This window comes from Blattabacterium cuenoti, from assembly GCF_014252355.1.
Taxonomy (GTDB): Bacteria; Bacteroidota; Bacteroidia; order Flavobacteriales; family Blattabacteriaceae; genus Blattabacterium; species Blattabacterium cuenoti_AD.
In genome coordinates, this window is the sequence record NZ_CP059217.1 from 404667 (window position 1) to 423397 (window position 18731).

The following is an 18731-nucleotide window of genomic DNA, read 5'->3' on the forward strand; positions in this document are numbered from 1 at the left end:
TATACTATGTATATATATTCTAAATTATTACAAAATTCTACAACAGGAACTGTTTGGATGTTTGCTTTAATATTTATTGTTTTCTATTTTTTTATGATAAGACCTCAAATAAAAAAACAAAAAATTGAAAAAAAATTTCAGGAAAATTTAAAAACAGGAAATTATATTGTAACAACTTCAGGATTACATGGTAAAATTATTGAAATATCAAAATATTTTTGCATATTAGAAACAGTAGTAGGAAAAATTAAAACAGAAAAAAATACTATTTCAAAAGATTTAACTTATTTAAGATATGGAAAAAATAATCCAAAAATATTATATAAAGAAATTAATAATTTATGAAATTACCAACTTATTTAATAGGAATCACTGGACAAATAGGAACAGGAAAAAGTGTATTATCTAATTTTTTTAACATTATGGGTATTCCAGTATATCAATCTGATATATATTCCAAAAATTTAATGAATAATAATATTTTTATTAAAAAACAAATTATTAAATATTTTGGTCAACAATCTTATAAAAAGAATAAAATAAATTCAATTTTTATATCTAACATTATTTTTAATAATAATGTTTCAGCCTTAAAATTATTATGTAAAATTATATATCCTTGGATGATATTACATTTTCAAATTTGGCAAAATTATCATCATAAAAGTTTATACTTAATAAAAGATTCTGCTTTATTATTTGAAAGTGGTTCATATAAAAATTGTAATTTAATTATTAATATACATTCTTCTACAGATAAAATTTTAGAACGAGTCAATAAAAGAAGTAATTTAACTTACAATCAAATTATTAATCGTTTAAAATTACAAATTACAAATAGAGATAGAATAAAATATTCTAATTTTTATATAAAAAATAATGAATCAAATATCAATTATTTAAAATATAAAGCAATAAATATTCATAATTTAATTATTAATAAATTAAAAAATGGGAAAAGGTGATAAAAAAACCAGACGAGGTAAAATCATTAATAAAACATATGGAAAACGAAGACCAAATCCAAGAAATTCTAGAAAAAAAATAAAATAATCACATGATTATCGATATTTTTTATTTTTTAAGTTTATTTTATTCATTTGATTAATTAAAAATGATATAAAATAAATTAATTGTGCTAAATTGCTAATAGCAGATATCATATATGTCATAGATGCCCAAAATAAAGAATTTTTTGTATAATTATATTCTTTTTCATTTAAAATGTGGTTATTTTTTAACCAGTCTAATGCTTTTTGACTAGCATTCAATTCAATTGGTAGAGTAATAAGAGCAAACATAACCACTACAGCAAATAATAGTATACCAAATTTTAAAAGTATAGTATTTGCACCATTAGATGTGTAATATGTAGTCATTCCTGACATTATAAATAAATTAGTCATTCTAGAACTAAAATTTATAACAGGAACTAATAAAGTTCTAATTTTTAACATTTGATATCCTAAATGATGTTGTAAAGCATGTCCACATTCATGAGCAGCTATTGCAACAGATGTTGTATTGGTTTGATAATACACATCTTTACTTAAATTAATAGTTTTATCTATAGGATTATAATGATCTTGAAGAAATTCTTCTACAATACATATATTAACATTTGATATTCCATTATCTTGTAACATTTTTTGAATAATTTCATTTATTGTTATTTTTTTAAATAAATTAAATTTAGCGTAAAATTGAAATTTTTTTTTTAATATTTTATTCACTATAACACTAATAATAAAACTAATTCCAATAATAATATAATACATAATACATCATATATATATCATAAAAAATATGTAATTATATACATAAATTTTTAATAAAAAATTTTTTTTATATAAAAAATGAAAATATTTTTTATAACTTATTATATTACATAATAAATTTATAGTTCAAATAATTGACTATGAATATTCCTATAGATGAAAAACTAAAACGTGTTGTTATTATTGGTGCTGGCTTTGCTGGATTACAAGTAGCAAAAAAACTGAAACGACATAAATTTCAAGTTATATTAATTGATAAAAATAATTATCATACTTTTCAACCTTTATTATATCAAGTAGCTACTTCAGGATTAGAACCAGATTCTATTGCTCATTCTATAAGAACAATTATCAAACAAACCCATAATTTTTTTTTTAGATTAGCTCATGTACATGATATCAATATAAAAGAAAATAAAATTTATACAAATGTTGGTTATATTAAATATGATTATTTAATTATTGCTGTAGGATCTGTAACAAATTATTTTGGAAATAAAAATATTGAAAATTTTTCATTACCAATGAAATCTATTCCTGAAGCATTAAATTTACGAAGTACTATTTTACAAAATTTTGAATATGCATTATTAACTAATAATAAAAAAGAAAAAGAAAGATTAATGAATTTTGTAATTGTTGGTGGTGGGCCTACAGGAGTAGAATTAGCTGGAGCTTTAGCAGAAATGAAAAAATATGTTTTACCTTATGATTATCCTGATTTAGATATTCAAAAAATGAATATTCATCTATTACAAGCCTCTCCAAGATTATTAGATGGAATGTCTACACATTCTGCAAAACAAGCTTTTAATAATCTTAAAGATTTAGGTGTAAATATTTGGATAAATTGTTTAGTAAAAGATTATGATGGTAAAGTTGTATTTACAGCAACAGGACACAATATAGAATCTTTTAACGTTATATGGGCTGCTGGGGTAAAAGGTGCTATGATTAAAGGATTTTTTAAAGAAGATATCAATAGTAAAGTAGACAGAATTTTAGTAAATAATTATTTAAGAACTTTAAAATATGACAATATATTTGCTATTGGAGATATTGCATATATGGTATCAAATAAATATTATCCTAATGGACATCCAATGACAGCGGCTCCAGCAATACAACAAGGTAATTATCTTGCAAATTATTTTAATAATTGTTTATTAGAAAAAGATAAAATAAATATAAAACCTTTTATATATAAACATTTCGGATCTATGGCAACGATTGGAAGAAATAAAGCAGTGTGTGATTTTAATTCTTTAAAATTAAAAGGGTTTTTAGCATGGATTGTTTGGATGTCAGTTCATTTATTTAGTTTAGTAGGATTTAGAAATAGAGTAATAGCATTAATGAATTGGATTATTCAATATTTTCAATATCATAAAAGCGTACGATTAATAATAAGACCTTTTAATAGGAAAAAAGAAAAAAATAATAAATAATTATTTATTGTTAAATCTTAAATTTGTAAATACGTTTTTTATTTTATTTTCTGTTTCTAAATACTCTAGATATGCATTACTTTTTGCAGTAATGCCACTACCAGCATAAATAATAATTTTATTATTTTTAATATTAATATTAGCACATCTTAAATTTAAATATAATTCTATTTTATTTTTACTGACAGGACCAAAATATCCAGTATAAAAATATCTATTATATCCTTCATATTTTATTATAAAATCTAAAGCTTTGTTTTTTGGATATCCACATATAGAAGGTGTAGGATATATGTGATTTAAAAAATCAAATATATTTTGATTTTTTTTAAAAAGAAATTTAATAGTAGTTTTTAAATGAAATAAACTTCCAATATTTATAGTTTTAGTTTTTTCTATTGAAATAGATCCATCATATTGATTTTGTAATATATTTTTAATATAGTCAATCACTATTTGATGTTCTTCAATTTCTTTATTTGTCCAATGTATAATTTTATTAATATTACTTTTTATTATAGTTCCTGCTAAAGCTACTGTAATTAATTTTTTTGTACAAAATTCATATGTTATTAATAACTCTGGAGTAGCACTAATCCAAAAGTCATGATTTAAATTATACCAAAGAACAACAAAAGTATTAGGAAAAGCAATAATAAAATTTTGAAAAGTTTTTCGTAAAAAAATATTTTTACAATCAATTTTTACACATTTAGATACAACAATTTTATTTAAAAATCCAACTTTTATAAGTTTAATTGCTTGTTTTATTAATTGATTATATTGATATGATTTTTTAATAAAAAAAATATTATTTTTTTTATTAAAAGATTTAAACTTTTTGTCAAATTTAAAAAAATAAATTTGTTTCGTATATATTTTAATAATTGATTCTTGATTAAAACTGCTAATTAAAAAAAAATCTTCTTTATTTGTTGAATAAATATTATTTTGTGTAGAATAAAAAAAAATTTTATTTTCATTTGGTTTTTTAAATAAAACAAATCTTTTTTGAGAATAGTAATGTTCAATAATTTTTTTATATAAATCTTTTATTTTAATTTCTATCATTATTATGTGAAATCTTCTTTGAAATAATTATATTCGTCATTTTACAAAAACTAATAATATGTTTATTATTATTCAATATTTTTACATTGATACAATGTAAAGTTTTTCCTTTATGAATCATTTTGGCTACTGCAAATAAAATTCCTGTTTTAATATTTTTAATATGATTAACAGAAATTTCTATATTAAATACATTAAATAATGTTTGATTAACGTATATTAATGATAAAGAACTTCCAATACTTTCAGCTAAAGAGGTAATAATTCCTCCATGAAGAAATCCTTCAGGTTGAAAAAAATTTTTATTTGTGTCAATAATCATTTTCCCTATTAATGAATCATGATTAATATTAATGTATTTGATTTGTAAAAACTTCATTAAAGTTTTTTTTGTCGTTAAACTATTTAAATAAAATAATAAATGATTTTTATTTTTAACATTTATCTTCATATTAACAATACAATTACAATTAGTTTGTAAATAAAAATAAAACCTAATTAAATTTACAATATTTAATAATGATCAAAAATCAGATAGTTAATAAACCGAAATGAGCAAGCAAATATTTATTCCTTTATTAGGAAAAAATCAAAAAATTATTGGGTTTGAAGAAAAAAATATAATTCATATAAAAGGATTATTTCATCAAGCAGTTTCTATTTTGATTTTTCATCCAATACAAAAAATGGTTATGTTACAAAAAAGATCTTATAATAAATATCACTCTTCTCTTTTATGGACTAATACTTGTTGTAGTCATCCAATACAAAATGAATCTATTTTAACAGCAGCTCATAGATGTTTAATAGAAGAAATGGGATTTGATTGTTATTTAGAAAATAAATTTTATTTTACTTATTATAAATTATTTAATAATGGTTTAATAGAAAATGAATTAGATTATGTATTTATTGGATATTATTCTAAATCTCCGATGATTAATACACAAGAAGTAGATAATTGGAAATGGATAGATTTAAATTCTTTAATTCAAGATATTAATCGTTATCCTAATTCTTATACTATTTGGTTTAAAATTATTATGAAATATTATTTAAATAAATTAAATATTAAATTTTATAATTAATTATAATACTATATCATTATTTTATTTTTTTCTATATGAAAAAAACTATATTATACAATAATCACATTCAATTGAAAGCAAAAATGATTATATTTTCTGGATATCATATGCCTCTTCAATATATTTCTTCTATAAAAGAACATCTTTCTGTAAGAACTTCAGTTGGATTATTTGATATTAGTCATATGGGAAAAATTATTCTAACAGGAAATGACGTAAAAAATTTTCTTCAATATTTAACAACAAATGATTTATTCCAACTTAAATCTTATCAAGCACAATATTCTTGTATGATTAATTATAAAGGAGGTATTATAGATGATTTAATAATTTATCAAATTTCAAATAATAAATTTTTATTAATAGTTAATGCTATTAATACAGAAAAAAATAAAAAATGGATTCTTGATCATATTAAATTATATAATCCAAATAATATATATCTTTTAGATATTACTCATAAATATTCTATTCTATCTATACAAGGACCAAAATCTATCATGACTCTTCAAAAAATAACAAATATTGATTTAGAAAACATGCCATTCTATCATTTTGAAATAGGGACATTAGCAGGAATAAAAGAAGTATTAATATCTAGAACAGGATATACCGGATCTATAGGATTTGAAATTTATATACAAAATAAATATTCTAATTTTATTTGGAATAAAATATTAGATATAGGGCATATATTTAATATCCACCCATGTGGATTATCCTCTAGAGATTCACTTAGATTAGAAATGGGATATAGATTATATGGAAACGAATTATCAGAAAATATTACACCAATAGAAGCAGGATTATCTTGGATAACTAAATTTAATAAAAAATTTATATCTAGAGATTTATTACAAAAACAAAAAACTGAAGGCAAACATAAAAAATTGATTTCTTTTATAATTAATGATAAAAGAATTATAATTCCAAGAAATGGACATATTTTAAAAAATCAAAATAATATTCCAATTGGAACAGTTACTTCTGGATGTTATTCTCCAATTTTAAAAAAAGGAATTGGATTAGGATTTATAGAAAATATAAATATGATCATATATAATTCAACAAATTATTTTATTTCTATAAAAAATAGTAATATTCCTATTAAAATAGTTAAATTACCTTTTATAAAAAAGGTGTAGTATTTTTGATTAAAAAAAATAACTCAATAAGTTTATACATATATCAATTTAAAAAAAATTTATTATTAGCTATTCCTATATTTTTTACTCAATTAGGTGTAATTATTATTGGCATATCTGATAATATTATGATTGGTTTTTTTGGTAAAAAAGCATTAGCTTCAATTTCTTTAGCTAATTCAATATTTTTTATTATTATTATATTTGGATTTGGAATATCTTCTGGAATTTCTTCTTTAATAGCATCTTCTGATGCTAAAAATGATTATGAATATGGTGCTAAAATTTTTTATCATGGATTAATAATAAATTTTATATTATCTATTATAATGTATGTTTTTATACATTTTTTTATATTATTAATTTTACCATATTTAGGACAACCTAAAGAAATTTTAGAACAAACTACATCTTTTTTAAAAATTCTAGCTTTATCTTTTATTCCTTGGATGATTTTTGAAATGTTTCGTAAATTTTCAGAAGGATTATCTTTACCAAGTCCTAGTTTAATTAGCACTTGGATATCCGCTTTTATAAATATTATTTTCAATTTTTCATTTATCAATGGATTTTATTTTATGCCAAAATTAGGATTTTTAGGTGTGGGATATTCTACTTTAATATATCGTATTATTATGTCAATAAATATTTTTTTTTTATTAAAAAAACATAAAAAAACAAAAATTTATTTTCACAATTTGAAATATTTTTGGTTAGAAAAAAAATATGTAAAAAAAATATTAAAAATAGGTATTCCTTCTGGAATTTACATGTTTTTAGAAATGAGTGCATTTGCCATTTCTTCTTTTATTTCTGGACAATGTGGAATAAAAGAATTAGCTGCACATCAAATAATCATTAATCTAGTATCTTCTACTTTTATTTTAAATACTTGTTTTTCTATTCCTGCTACAGTAAGGGTCGGAAATCAATTAGCATTAAAAAATTATTCTGATTTAATAATAATAGGATGGTCTGTAATCTTTATGGGAACCATATTCCTTTCTATTTGCAGTATATTATTAATTTGTTTAAGAGATTATATTCCATTATTGTATATTAAAAATGATAAAGAAGTAGAATATATGGTACACAATATGATGATCATTGCAAGCATTGTTCAATTATTTGATGGAATACAAAGCATTTTTATGGGAATATTAAGAGGCTTACAAGACGTATATATTCCATTATATATTAGTTTATTTGCTTATTGGATTTTAGCTTTACCAATAGGATATATTTTATCTATTAAATTTCACATAGGTGTTATAGGTGTTTGGATAGGATTAGGGATAGGTGTAATAGTCTCCTCAATTTTATTGCTAATTAGATTTCAAAAAATTACAAAAAAACTTTTAAATACTATTAATAATCATTAAATATCTATATTTGGTGTTTAATCATATAATAAAATAATTCTGGATTTTATTACTAATATTTTGATTAGTTTTTTGTTATGAAAACATTTTATAATTTGTTAAATAAACATATTTTACGAGCTTTAGAAGATTTAGGATTTATAAATCCTACTCAAGTTCAGCAAAAAGTAATTCCATATATATTAAAATCTGATAAAGATTTGATTGCATTATCACAAACTGGTACAGGAAAAACTGCAGCTTTTGGAATTCCGATTATACAAAAAACCAAATTAAATCTTTACCATCCACAAACTTTAATTTTATGTCCAACTAGAGAATTATGTCTTCAAATTACTAGTGATTTACGTGGTTTTGCAAAATATATTCCGATACAAGTTATTCCTTTATATGGAGGAATGAATATTAATCAACAAATTATTTATCTTAAAAAACATGTACATATTATTGTTGGAACTCCAGGCAGAATTAATGATTTAATTAGAAGACGTAAATTGTCTTTATATAATATAAAATATCTTATTTTAGATGAAGCAGATGAAATGTTAAATATGGGATTTAAAGAAGAATTAGATACTATTATTATAAAATTACCTAAACAAAGACAAAGTTTACTATTTTCTGCAACAATGTCTAATCACATTAACATTATTGCCAAAAATTATCTTATAGATCCTATTGAAATTATTATAGGAGAAAAAAATATTGGATCTAATGATGTCAAACATATTTATTACGTAGTAAATAAAAAAAATAATAAATATTTTACTTTAAAAAAAATAATGGATGTTAATCCAAATATATATGGAATTATTTTTTGTCAAACAAGAAAAAAAACTAAAGAACTAGCTAATTCTTTAATTAAAGATGGATATAATGCTGATGCATTATATGGAGATTTAACTCAATTTCAAAGAGAATCAGTAATGAATAGATTTAGAAATAAAACTTTACAATTACTTGTAGCTACAGATGTAGCATCTCGTGGATTAGATGTTCACGATATAACTCATGTTATAAATTATAATATTCCAAATGAAAGTAAAATTTATGTTCATAGAAGTGGAAGAACTGGAAGAGCTGGAAATTCTGGTATTTCAATATGTATTCTTCATACTCATAAAGAAACTCGTTATTTAAAAGAATTTGAAAAAAAAATTGGAACAAGTTTTCAAAGAATTACTATACCAACAGACAAAGAAATATGCGAAAAACAATTACTAAATTTTATCGATAAAGTTAAAAATGTATCTGTAGATAATAAATTAATAAACATTTTTTTACCAACCATAGAAAATCAATTAGGATCCTTCAATAAAGAAGAATTAATAAAACGTTTATTTTGGATTGAATTTAGTCGATTATTTTATATTTATAAAAATTCTAAAGAAGCAGTATTATCTAAATCATCGTGTGTAGTAAAAAAAAGTGCATCTAGATCAACAAAAAAAGTAAACTATTAAGTTATTATTATCAAAATTAAAAATTTTTATTTAATGTCTGGAAATACATTTGGAAAATTATTTAAAATAACGACTTTTGGAGAAAGTCATGGAAAAGCATTAGGTGGAATTATTGATGGATGTCCATCTGGATTAAAACTAAATATCCATTTTATTCAAGAAGAACTTAATCGAAGAAAACCAGGTCAATCTTCTATTGTTACTTCAAGACAAGAATCAGATCAAGTCATTTTTTTGTCTGGACTTTTCAATGAAATCACTACAGGAGCTCCAATTGGATTTATTATTTATAATAATAATCAAAAATCTAAAGATTACGAACATATTAAAAATGTATATAGGCCTTCACATTCTGATTTTACTTATGAAAAAAAATATGGTATAAGAGATTATAGAGGGGGAGGGAGATCATCTGCTAGAGAAACAATATGTAGAGTTGTGGCAGGTTCTATTGCAAAACAATTAATAAAAAAAATTAAAATTATATCTTACGTTTCTTCTGTTGGACAAATATATGTAGATAAATCTTATAGTGATCTCAATTTTGAAAATATAGAAAAAACTCCTATTAGATGTCCAGATATAGATATAGCAAAAAAAATGATATCAAAAATTAAAGAAGTAAAAAAAGATGGAGATTCTATAGGAGGAACTATTACTTGTATTATTCAAAATGTTCCAATAGGGTTAGGAGAACCTGTTTTTGATAAACTACATGCAGAATTAGCGAAAGCAATGTTATCAATTAATGCAGTAAAAGGATTTGAATATGGTAGTGGATTTTTTGGATCTACATTAACAGGATCAAAACATAATGATTTATTTAATCAAGATGAAAGTACTAAAACTAATTTTTCTGGTGGAATACAAGGTGGAATATCAAACGGAATGGATATATATTTTAAAATAGCGTTGAAACCAGTTGCTACAATTATGAGAACACAACAAACTATTGATCAAAATGGAAATATAGTATTTATGAAAGGAAAAGGAAGACATGATCCTTGTGTTTTACCTAGAGCTATTCCTATTGTAGAAGCCATGACTGCATTAGTTTTAGCAGATTATTGGATGTTGTATAAATTATATAAATATTTTGCAATCAAATAAACAATAACTTGAAATATAATTTTTTAGTTGTTATTCTAGGTCCAACGAGTATTGGTAAAACACAAGTTGCTCTTTTTTTAGCAAAAAAATTTAGGACTCAAATTTTATCTTGTGATTCTAGACAATTTTATAAAGAATTAAAAATAGGAACAGGTGTTCCTAATGAAGAAGTTTTAAATTCCATTCCACATCATTTTATTGGCCATTTATCTATACATGATTATTATAATGCTAAATTTTTTGAAAAAGACGCAATAAACAAATTAAAAACATTATTTATACAACATTATATTTTAATTATGGTTGGTGGATCTAGTTTATACGAAAAAGCCGTTACAGTTGGTTTATCTAAAATTCCAAATATTAATCAAAATATAAGAAATGAATTAATATTAAATTTTAGAAAACATGGTATTTCATTTTTACAACATGAAATTACAAAATATATCAAAAAAATACCTAATATAGATATACAAAATCCATTTCGTTTAATTAGATATTTAGAAATTATCAAATCTACTAGACATACACCATCATTTTTTTTTAATCAACAAAAAGTAAAAAGAAGTTTTTATACTATAAAAATAGGGTTAATATTATCAAAAAAAGAAATACATGATAAAATTAATCATAGAGTAGATAATATGATCAAACTTGGATTATTGGATGAAGCTAAATCTTATTACCAATATAGACATTTAAACAGTTTAAATACTATTGGATATAAAGAAATATTTAATTTTTTATCACAAAAAACAAAAGGAAATATATATAATACTATTGATGAGATTAAAATACATACCCGACAATATGCTAAAAAACAACTTACATGGTATAAAAAAGATAGTGATATCACTTGGTTTAGTCCACAAGAAAAAAATCAAATTGTATCTTTTATTTTAAAACAAATGGGTAATACTGGATTTGAACCAGTGACCCCCTGCGTGTAAAACAGATGCTCTAAACCAAACTGAGCTAATCACCCAATCACAATAATACATAAAAAAAATAACAAAATTATTTTTACATGAAAAAATTCAATAATATTTCTGAAACTGTAAAAGTACTACCACTAATTAAAATTAAATCTTGTTGTTTAGAGTTATATTTTGCATTTGAAAATGCATCTTTAACGGAATAAAAAAATTTTACATATTTATTATTTTTTATTTTTACTAATTTTTTTAAATATTTAATAGATAATTTTCTATCTATATTTGGTTGACAAAAATAATAAAATGCATCAGAAGGAAAATATTGTAATATTTTTTTAACATTTTTATCTTTTACAAATCCTAATACTAAATGTAATTTGTCATAAAATTCTTTTTTTAATTGTTGAGTAATTATTTTTATTCCTTCTTCATTATGTGCTATATCACAAATAATTTTTGGATTTAATTGTAAAATTTGCCAACGACCTTTAATACACGTATTTTTATTAACATTGAGAAACCCATTTTTTATAGATTTATTAGAAATAATAATATTTTTTTTATTTATTAACAAGTTAACAATGCTTAACACAAGTTGTTTATTATAATTTTGATAAATTGATTCACATGGAATTGTATACATGGATATATTTTTTCGTTTTTTTATAAAATAAATTGGAGCATTTTTATTAAATGCTTCTTGTAAAAGAATACGTTTAATATGATTTTTACAAAATCCAATAATAACTGATGTATTATTTTTAATAATTCCAGCTTTTTCTAAAGCAATTTTGGATAAACTATTGCCTAAAATTTTTGTATGATCTTTACTTATATTTGTAATCACAGAAATTTCTGGAATTATTATATTTGTTGAATCTAAACGCCCACCTAACCCTGTTTCTATAATTGCCATAAATACTTTTTTATTCTTAAAATATTCAAAAGCTAAACCAGTATTAAGTTCAAAAAAAGAAATTTTTTCTTTTTCTATAATTTTTTTATTTTTTTTAATAAATTCTATAATAAAGTTTTTATCAATTAATTTACCATTACAAGAAATTCTTTCTCTAAAATTTATTAAGTGAGGAGAAGTGAATAATCCAATATTATATTTTTCTTCTTGCAGTATAGAATATAACATATGTGCAGTAGATCCTTTTCCATTTGTTCCAGCTATATGAATGCTTTTAAAATAATTTTGTGGATGGCCTAAATAAGAACAAAAATTATGAATTCTTTCTAATCCAGGTTTATAATAATTTTTTTCTTTATCTTGATAAGAAGGAAAACGATTAAATATCCATTGAATAGTTTCAGTATAATTCACTATTTATAATTTTTTTATAAAAAATCACTAAATTTACGATTTTTAAACTAAAAATTATATTAAAAATTTGAATTTTATTGAAAGAATAATAGAGGAAGATATTAAACAAGGATTACCTATCCATAATATTAAATTTAGATTTCCTCCAGAACCAAATGGATATCTTCATTTAGGACATGTAAAAGCTATTTATTTAAATTTTTGTTTAGGACAAAAATATAAAGCTCCAGTGAATCTTAGATTTGATGATACAAACCCTAATATTAGATATGTAAATAAATATGTAGAATCTATTAAAAATGATTTAATATTTTTAGGATTTAAATGGGATAAAGAATGTTATGCCTCAGATTATTTTAAAATATTATATGAATTAGCAATACGATTGATTAAAAATCATAAAGCATATGTTGATAATCAAACTCAGTATATGATTCAAATTCAAAGAAAAAATCCTATTGATAAAGGAATTAATAGTATTTTTAGAAATCGATCGATAGAAGAAAATTTATATCTTTTTGAAAAAATGAAAAATGGATTCTTTAAAGAAGGTACTTGTGTATTGAGAGCAAAAATTGATATGAGTTCTTCTAATATGAATATGAGAGATCCAATTATGTATAGAATATTAAAAACAAAACATTTTCGTACACAAAATAAATGGTGTATATATCCTACTTATGATTGGACTCATGGACAATGTGATTATATAGAACAAATATCTCATTCTCTATGTTCATCAGAGTTTGAAAATAGACGTCCTCTATATAATTGGTATTTAGATCAAATTTTTGATAACAAATATAGAAAACCTAAACAAATAGAATTTTCAAGATTAAATTTAAAAAATACAATTACTAGCAAAAGACAAATACAAAAATTAATTGATCATAAAATTATTAATTATTGGAATGATCCAAGAATATATACTATATCAGGATTACGTAGAAAAGGATATACTGCTTTAGGGATCAACAATTTTATTAAAAATATAGGTGTCACAAAAAGAAATAATGTAATTAATACATCTCTTTTGGAATTAAAAGTTAAAGAACACTTAAATAAAATTGCTTATAGAGTAATGGTTATTTTCAATCCTATTAAATTAATTATAGATAACTATCCAGATAATCATACAGAATGGTTATCTTCACAAAATAATCCAGAAAATATACAATTTGGATTTAGAAAAATTCCTTTTTCTAAATTTTTATATATAGAAAAAAATGACTTTTTAGAAAAAAAAATAAATAATTTTTTTCGTCTTTCAATTGATCAACAAGTTAGATTAAAAAATGCTTATATTATAAAAGCTCATTCGGTAATTAAAGATAAAATAGGCAATATTATAGAAATACATTGTTTATATGATCCAAAAAGTAAATCTGGTACTAATATTAATCAATATAGTAGTAAAAAGATAAAAAGTACTTTACATTGGGTATCTATTGAACATTCTATTAATATAGAAACATATATTTATCATCCACTTTTTCAAGTAAACAATAAAAATTGTCATTTTTTGGATAAAAAAAATATCAATTATAAATCTATAGAAAAAATTATTGCTTATGCAGAACCCATTTTAAAAACAGCAAAAATAGGAGATCATTATCAATTTCAAAGAATTGGTTATTTTTACGTAGTTGCTGATAAAAATAAATTAATTTTTAATCAAACTGCTCCTTTAAAAGAAAAAAATAAAAAAGTCAAAAAATAATAAATTATGATGATAAAATTTCAAAAGAAATATTTTCATAATCTTTTATTCCAGTTCCAGCAGGAATTTTATGACCAACAATAACATTTTCTTTTAATCCATTCAAATTATCTGTTTTACTACTTATTGCAGCTTCACTTAATACTTTTGTCGTTTCTTGAAACGAAGCAGCTGAGATAAAAGATTTAGTTTGTAAAGCTGCTTTAGTTATACCTTGTAATATAGGTCTTGCTATAGCAGGAATTGTGTTACGAGTAATTAATAATTTTTTATTTTTATATTTTAATATAACATTTTCATTTCTAAATTTTCTATAACTAATAATATCTCCTACTTTAAAATTATTAGAGTCACCTGAATTGACTACAACTAACATTTGAGATATTTTATGATTTTCCTCTAAAAAATCATCTTTATATTCAATACTGCCTTCTAAAAATTTAGTATCTCCAACATCTATAATTTCTACTTTTCTCATCATTTGAAGAACAATGATTTCAAAATGTTTATCATTTATTTTTACTCCTTGTAAACGATATACTTCTTGTATTTCATTAATTAAATATTTTTGAACAGCGATAGGTCCTCTTATATTCAAAATATCATTTGGAGTTACTGCACCATCTGATAAAGGCATTCCAGCTTTCACATAATCATTTTCCTGAACTAATAGTTGATTAGATAATTTTACTAGATATTTTTTAATTTCTCCAGTTTTAGATTCTACAATAATTTCTCTATTTCCTCTCTTTACTTTTCCATGACTTACTATTCCATCCATTTCTGAAACTACTGCAGGATTAGAAGGATTTCTAGCTTCAAATAATTCAGATAAACGGGGTAATCCACCCGTAATATCCCCAGATTTAGCAGTTTTTCTTGGAACTTTTACTAAAATTGTACCTGCTTCTATCAATTCATTATCTTTAACCATTAAATGGGATCCTACTGGTAAATTATATATTTTTAATTCTTCATTATTATGATCATTAATAATTTTTAATGTAGGAATTAAATTTTTATTTCTTACTTCTGTAATTACTTTTTCTTGAAATCCTGTTTGATCATCTTTTTCGACTTGAAACGTTACACCTTGTTCTAAATGTTGATAAATAATTTTACCAGAATATTCTGCAATAATTACTGCATTATATAAATCCCATCTACATATTATATCTCCTTGTTTTAATTTATCTTTATGTTTAACATATAAAGTAGCTCCATAAGGAATATTTTTCACCATTAACAAAGAATTAGAAGACTTTTTTTTATTAAAAAGTTTCATTTCAGTTGTACGAGAAACAACAATTTCTCTTTTTTTTCCATAATTAGTTTTGACTGTTTTTAAATCATCGAATTCTACGATACCATCATAATTAGCTTTTATTGTTGATGATTCAGAAATATTACCAGCTGTTCCTCCAACATGAAAAGTTCTCAAAGTTAATTGAGTACCAGGTTCACCTATTGATTGTGCTGCAATAACACCAACAGCTTCACCTTTTTTAACTATTTTTCCAGTAGATAGATTTCTTCCATAACATTTAGAACAAAGACCCATTCTGGCTTCACAAGTAAGTGGAGAACGAACATATACATAATCAATTCCAGATTGTTCTATTATATATGCAATTGTTTCATTAATCATTTGTCCAGATGATACAATGATTCTGTCTTCTTTTGGATGATAAATATCATTTAATGATATTCTTCCTAAAATTCTATTAAATAAAGATTCTACTACTTCTTCATTTTTCTTTAAATATGTAATTTTTAATCCTCTTAAAGTATTACAATCTTCTATTTTAATAATTACATCTTGTGCAGCATCTACTAATCTTCTTGTTAAATATCCAGCATCAGCAGTTTTTAAAGCAGTATCTGCTAATCCTTTTCTAGCACCATGAGTAGAAATAAAATATTCTAAAATAGAAAGACCTTCTCTAAAATTAGATAAAATAGGATTTTCAATAATTTCTCCACCTGAGGATCCTGTTTTTTGAGGTTTTGCCATTAATCCACGCATTCCAGAAAGTTGTCTAATTTGTTCTTTAGATCCTCTAGCTCCAGAATCTAACATCATATAAACGGGATTAAATCCTAATTTATCTTCACGCATATGTTTCATTACTTGTTCTGTCAACATTAAATTAGTATTTGTCCATATATCAATTACTTGATTATATCTTTCATTATTAGTAATTAATCCCATATTGTAATTACTTTTCACATTATCTACTTGTTGAATAGCATCTAAAACCATATTTTTTTTATCACTTGGAATAATAATATCACCTAATCCAAAAGATAATCCACCTTTAAAAGCATTATAAAATCCTAATTCTTTAATGTCATCTAAAAATTTAGCTGTTATAGGAACATTTGTTAAATATAAAATTTTACCTATTATTTCTCTTAAAGTTTTTTTTGTAATAGATTTATTAATAAATCCTACTGTTTTAGGAACTACTTGATTAAATAATACTCTACCTACAGTTGTTTGTATTAATTGATTCATTAAAGTATTATCTGAATTTCTAATATTAACTTTTACTTTAATAATTGCATGTAAATCTACAATATGTTGATTATAAGCAATTTCAACTTCTTCTGGAGAATAAAATTTCATTCCTTCTCCTTTTACTTTTATTGTACTATTATAAGATGTTAATTCTTTAGTCATATAATATAATCCTAATACCATATCTTGAGAGGGTACAGTAATTGGGTCTCCATTAGCAGGGTTTAAAATATTATGAGAAGCTAACATCAAAATTTTTGCTTCTAAAATTGCACCAAAAGATAATGGTAAATGAACGGCCATCTGATCTCCATCAAAATCTGCATTAAAAGCAGAACAAACTAAAGGATGTAATTGAATAGCTTTTCCCTCTATTAATTTTGGTTGAAAAGCTTGAATCCCTAATCTATGTAAAGTTGGCGCTCTATTTAATAAAATTGGATGCCCCTTTAATACATTTTCTAAAATATCCCATATCATAGGATCTCTTCTATCTATAATTTTTTTTGAAGATTTGACCGTTTTTACTACCCCTCGTTCCATTAATTTTCTGATAATAAAAGGTTTATATAATTCTGCTGCCATATCTTTGGGAATACCACATTCATGCAATTTCAAATTAGGACCTACAACAATGACAGATCGTGCAGAATAATCAACTCTTTTACCAAGAAGATTTTGTCTGAATCTTCCTTGTTTTCCTTTCAAAGAATCTGATAAAGATTTTAAAGGTCTATTTGCTTCAGATTTTACTGCTGACATTTTTCTTGAATTATCAAAAAGAGAATCTACAGATTCTTGAAGCATTCTTTTTTCATTTCTCAATATGACCTCAGGCGCTTTAATTTCTATTAATCTTTTTAATCTATTATTTCTAATTAATACACGTCGATATAAATCGGTCATATCAGAAGCAGCATAACGGCCACCATCTAATGGAACTAAAGGTCTTAATTCAGGAGGAATCACAGATAAAACATGAATAATCATCCAAGTAACATTACCCCCATTTTTTTTACCTTCCTTAAAAGATTCTACTACTTGTAATCGTTTTAAAGCTTCCAATCTTCTTTGTTTAGATGTTTCATTATTAGCTGAATTTTTTAATTTTGATGATAAAGAATCTAAATCAATACGACTTAACATATTCTCTATACATTCAGCTCCCATTTTAGCTATAAATTTATCTTTATTTGTATCTTCTAAAAATTGATTATCTTTTGTAATTGTAGTTAATATATTTAAATATTCTTCTTCAGTTAAAAAAGTACCATATTTTAATGGATTATTATTTTCATCAACTGCTATACCACTTTGTAATACTACATAACGTTCATAATAAATAATCATTTCCAATTTTTTAGAAGAAAGTCCTAATAAATATCCTATTTTATTAGGAGATGTTCTAAAAGACCATATATGTACAACTGGAACAACTAAACTTATATGCCCCATTCTCTCTCTTCTAACTTTTTTTTCAGATACTTCTACTCCACATCTATCACAAACAATTCCTTTGTATCTAATTCTTTTATATTTGCCACAAGCACATTCATAATCTTTTACAGGGCCAAAAATTCTTTCACAAAAAAGACCATCTCTTTCTGGTTTATGTGTTCTATAATTAATAGTTTCTGGTTTTAATACTTCTCCATGTGATTCTTTTAAAATGGATTCTGGAGAAGAAAGTCTAATAGTAATTTTCTTAAACTTATGATTTTTTTTATTATTCATTTTTGT

General features: G+C 22.8%; 16 protein-coding genes and 1 tRNA gene. 11 read left to right on the top strand and 6 right to left on the bottom strand.

Annotated features, from left to right (window positions below):
• The first annotated feature begins 6 nt into the window (after positions 1–6).
• From yajC to H0H38_RS02000, 3 genes are read left to right on the top strand one after another with little or no spacing between them, the layout of a single operon-like run.
• Positions 7–345 carry a preprotein translocase subunit YajC gene (gene yajC, locus H0H38_RS01990; RefSeq protein ID WP_394798860.1) on the top strand — a complete coding sequence of 113 codons (339 nt, stop codon included), beginning with the start codon at positions 7–9 and terminating at the stop codon, positions 343–345.
• Positions 342–965 carry a dephospho-CoA kinase gene (gene coaE / locus H0H38_RS01995; RefSeq protein WP_185872637.1) on the top strand — a complete coding sequence of 208 codons (624 nt, stop codon included), beginning with the start codon at positions 342–344 and terminating at the stop codon, positions 963–965. The genes yajC and coaE overlap by 4 nt, the downstream gene beginning before the upstream one ends.
• Positions 952–1053: a 30S ribosomal protein THX gene (locus H0H38_RS02000; protein ID WP_185872638.1), complete on the top strand. Its 102-nt coding sequence runs from the start codon at positions 952–954 to the stop codon at positions 1051–1053. The genes coaE and H0H38_RS02000 overlap by 14 nt, the downstream gene beginning before the upstream one ends.
• 8 nt (positions 1054–1061) lie before the next feature.
• Here H0H38_RS02000 and H0H38_RS02005 read toward each other — a convergent pair whose 3' ends face one another.
• On the bottom strand, positions 1062–1778 hold the full coding sequence (locus tag H0H38_RS02005; protein ID WP_238785389.1) for a zinc metallopeptidase: 717 nt from the start codon (positions 1776–1778) through the stop codon (positions 1062–1064).
• A gap of 140 nt (positions 1779–1918) precedes the next feature.
• On the opposite strand from H0H38_RS02005, the gene H0H38_RS02010 reads away from it, so the two are divergent.
• Positions 1919–3226: an NAD(P)/FAD-dependent oxidoreductase gene (locus H0H38_RS02010; RefSeq protein ID WP_185872639.1), complete on the top strand. Its 1308-nt coding sequence runs from the start codon at positions 1919–1921 to the stop codon at positions 3224–3226.
• Here the strand turns inward: H0H38_RS02010 and H0H38_RS02015 are convergent, their stop codons facing one another.
• Positions 3227–4297: a chorismate-binding protein gene (locus H0H38_RS02015; protein WP_185872640.1), complete on the bottom strand. Its 1071-nt coding sequence runs from the start codon at positions 4295–4297 to the stop codon at positions 3227–3229.
• Positions 4284–4748 (bottom strand): PaaI family thioesterase, encoded by a 465-nt coding sequence (locus tag H0H38_RS02020; RefSeq protein ID WP_238785390.1) that lies wholly within the window; start codon positions 4746–4748, stop codon positions 4284–4286. The genes H0H38_RS02015 and H0H38_RS02020 overlap by 14 nt, the downstream gene beginning before the upstream one ends.
• Before the next feature lie 100 nt (positions 4749–4848).
• Here H0H38_RS02020 and H0H38_RS02025 point away from each other — a divergent pair, with 100 nt between their 5' ends.
• From H0H38_RS02025 to miaA, 6 genes are all read left to right on the top strand, one after another.
• Complete coding sequence (locus H0H38_RS02025; protein WP_185872641.1) at positions 4849–5385, top strand: isopentenyl-diphosphate Delta-isomerase; 537 nt, start codon at positions 4849–4851, stop codon at positions 5383–5385.
• A gap of 35 nt (positions 5386–5420) precedes the next feature.
• Positions 5421–6530, top strand: coding sequence for a glycine cleavage system aminomethyltransferase GcvT (gene gcvT, locus H0H38_RS02030; protein WP_185872642.1), 1110 nt, complete (start codon positions 5421–5423; stop codon positions 6528–6530).
• 5 nt (positions 6531–6535) lie between these two features.
• Positions 6536–7912, top strand: a complete 1377-nt coding sequence (locus H0H38_RS02035; protein ID WP_262887269.1) for an MATE family efflux transporter — start codon at positions 6536–6538, stop codon at positions 7910–7912.
• 77 nt (positions 7913–7989) lie between these two features.
• Positions 7990–9375 carry a DEAD/DEAH box helicase gene (locus H0H38_RS02040; RefSeq protein ID WP_185872643.1) on the top strand — a complete coding sequence of 462 codons (1386 nt, stop codon included), beginning with the start codon at positions 7990–7992 and terminating at the stop codon, positions 9373–9375.
• A gap of 33 nt (positions 9376–9408) precedes the next feature.
• Positions 9409–10485, top strand: a complete 1077-nt coding sequence (gene aroC, locus H0H38_RS02045) for a chorismate synthase (protein ID WP_185872644.1) — start codon at positions 9409–9411, stop codon at positions 10483–10485.
• A gap of 8 nt (positions 10486–10493) precedes the next feature.
• On the top strand, positions 10494–11435 hold the full coding sequence (gene miaA, locus H0H38_RS02050) for a tRNA (adenosine(37)-N6)-dimethylallyltransferase MiaA (protein WP_185873023.1): 942 nt from the start codon (positions 10494–10496) through the stop codon (positions 11433–11435).
• Here miaA and H0H38_RS02055 read toward each other — a convergent pair.
• Positions 11395–11470: transfer RNA gene (locus H0H38_RS02055), tRNA-Val, on the bottom strand. The genes miaA and H0H38_RS02055 overlap by 41 nt on opposite strands.
• A 38-nt stretch (positions 11471–11508) precedes the next feature.
• Positions 11509–12750 (bottom strand): bifunctional folylpolyglutamate synthase/dihydrofolate synthase, encoded by a 1242-nt coding sequence (locus tag H0H38_RS02060; RefSeq protein ID WP_185872645.1) that lies wholly within the window; start codon positions 12748–12750, stop codon positions 11509–11511.
• 58 nt (positions 12751–12808) lie between these two features.
• On the opposite strand from H0H38_RS02060, the gene glnS reads away from it, so the two are divergent.
• Positions 12809–14470 carry a glutamine--tRNA ligase gene (gene glnS, locus H0H38_RS02065; protein ID WP_185873024.1) on the top strand — a complete coding sequence of 554 codons (1662 nt, stop codon included), beginning with the start codon at positions 12809–12811 and terminating at the stop codon, positions 14468–14470.
• Between the two features lie 4 nt (positions 14471–14474).
• Here glnS and rpoC read toward each other — a convergent pair whose 3' ends face one another.
• The gene (gene rpoC / locus H0H38_RS02070; RefSeq protein WP_185872646.1) at positions 14475–18725 is read right to left on the bottom strand and encodes a DNA-directed RNA polymerase subunit beta'; all 4251 of its coding nucleotides are present in this window, start codon (positions 18723–18725) and stop codon (positions 14475–14477) included.
• Between the last annotated feature and the right edge of the window lie 6 nt (positions 18726–18731).

Bases quoted from the DNA above. Each gene is read 5' to 3' on its own strand.
- H0H38_RS02000 (WP_185872638.1), top strand. From the start codon at position 952: ATGGGAAAAGGTGATAAAAAAACCAGACGAGGTAAAATCATTAATAAA.
- H0H38_RS02010 (WP_185872639.1), top strand. From the start codon at position 1,919: ATGAATATTCCTATAGATGAAAAACTAAAACGTGTTGTTATTATTGGT.
- aroC (WP_185872644.1), top strand. From the start codon at position 9,409: ATGTCTGGAAATACATTTGGAAAATTATTTAAAATAACGACTTTTGGA.
- H0H38_RS02005 (WP_238785389.1), bottom strand. From the start codon at position 1,778: ATGTATTATATTATTATTGGAATTAGTTTTATTATTAGTGTTATAGTG.
- H0H38_RS02020 (WP_238785390.1), bottom strand. From the start codon at position 4,748: ATGAAGATAAATGTTAAAAATAAAAATCATTTATTATTTTATTTAAAT.
- yajC (WP_394798860.1), top strand. From the start codon at position 7: ATGTATATATATTCTAAATTATTACAAAATTCTACAACAGGAACTGTT.
- gcvT (WP_185872642.1), top strand. From the start codon at position 5,421: ATGAAAAAAACTATATTATACAATAATCACATTCAATTGAAAGCAAAA.
- H0H38_RS02040 (WP_185872643.1), top strand. From the start codon at position 7,990: ATGAAAACATTTTATAATTTGTTAAATAAACATATTTTACGAGCTTTA.
- coaE (WP_185872637.1), top strand. From the start codon at position 342: ATGAAATTACCAACTTATTTAATAGGAATCACTGGACAAATAGGAACA.
- H0H38_RS02025 (WP_185872641.1), top strand. From the start codon at position 4,849: ATGAGCAAGCAAATATTTATTCCTTTATTAGGAAAAAATCAAAAAATT.
- H0H38_RS02015 (WP_185872640.1), bottom strand. From the start codon at position 4,297: ATGATAGAAATTAAAATAAAAGATTTATATAAAAAAATTATTGAACAT.
- rpoC (WP_185872646.1), bottom strand. From the start codon at position 18,725: ATGAATAATAAAAAAAATCATAAGTTTAAGAAAATTACTATTAGACTT.